Genomic DNA, 369 nt, shown 5'->3' with positions numbered 1-369 from the left:
CTCGACCTCGGCGGTGCCCATGCGGTGACCGGAGACGTTGATCACGTCGTCCACACGGCCGGTGATCCAGTAGTAGCCATCCGCGTCGCGGCGGCAGCCGTCGCCGGTGAAGTAATAGCCTTTGTACTGCTGGAAATAGGTCTCCTGGAAGCGCTCGTGATCGCCCCAAACGGTGCGCATCTGGCCGGGCCAGCTGTCGCGGATCGCAAGCACGCCCTCGGTCTCGGTCTCCGTCATCTCCTCGCCGGTGGTGGCGTCCAAAATGATCGGCTGCACGCCAAAGAAGGGCTTCGTGGCAGAGCCCGGCTTGGTCGCGATCGCGCCCGGCAGCGGGGTCAGAAGATGCCCGCCGGTTTCCGTTTGCCACCA

The 369-nt window shown here is 65.3% G+C and carries 1 pseudogene; it reads right to left on the bottom strand.

Features of this window, described 5'->3' with window-relative positions:
• Positions 1-369 (bottom strand): annotated as a pseudogene (locus ACYBHZ_RS19335) (acetate--CoA ligase); the annotation flags it as partial.

This window comes from Celeribacter sp. ULVN23_4, assembly GCF_054788345.1.
Note: the sequence above shows the minus strand (reverse complement) of the source record. Positions and strands in the feature narration are given on the sequence as shown.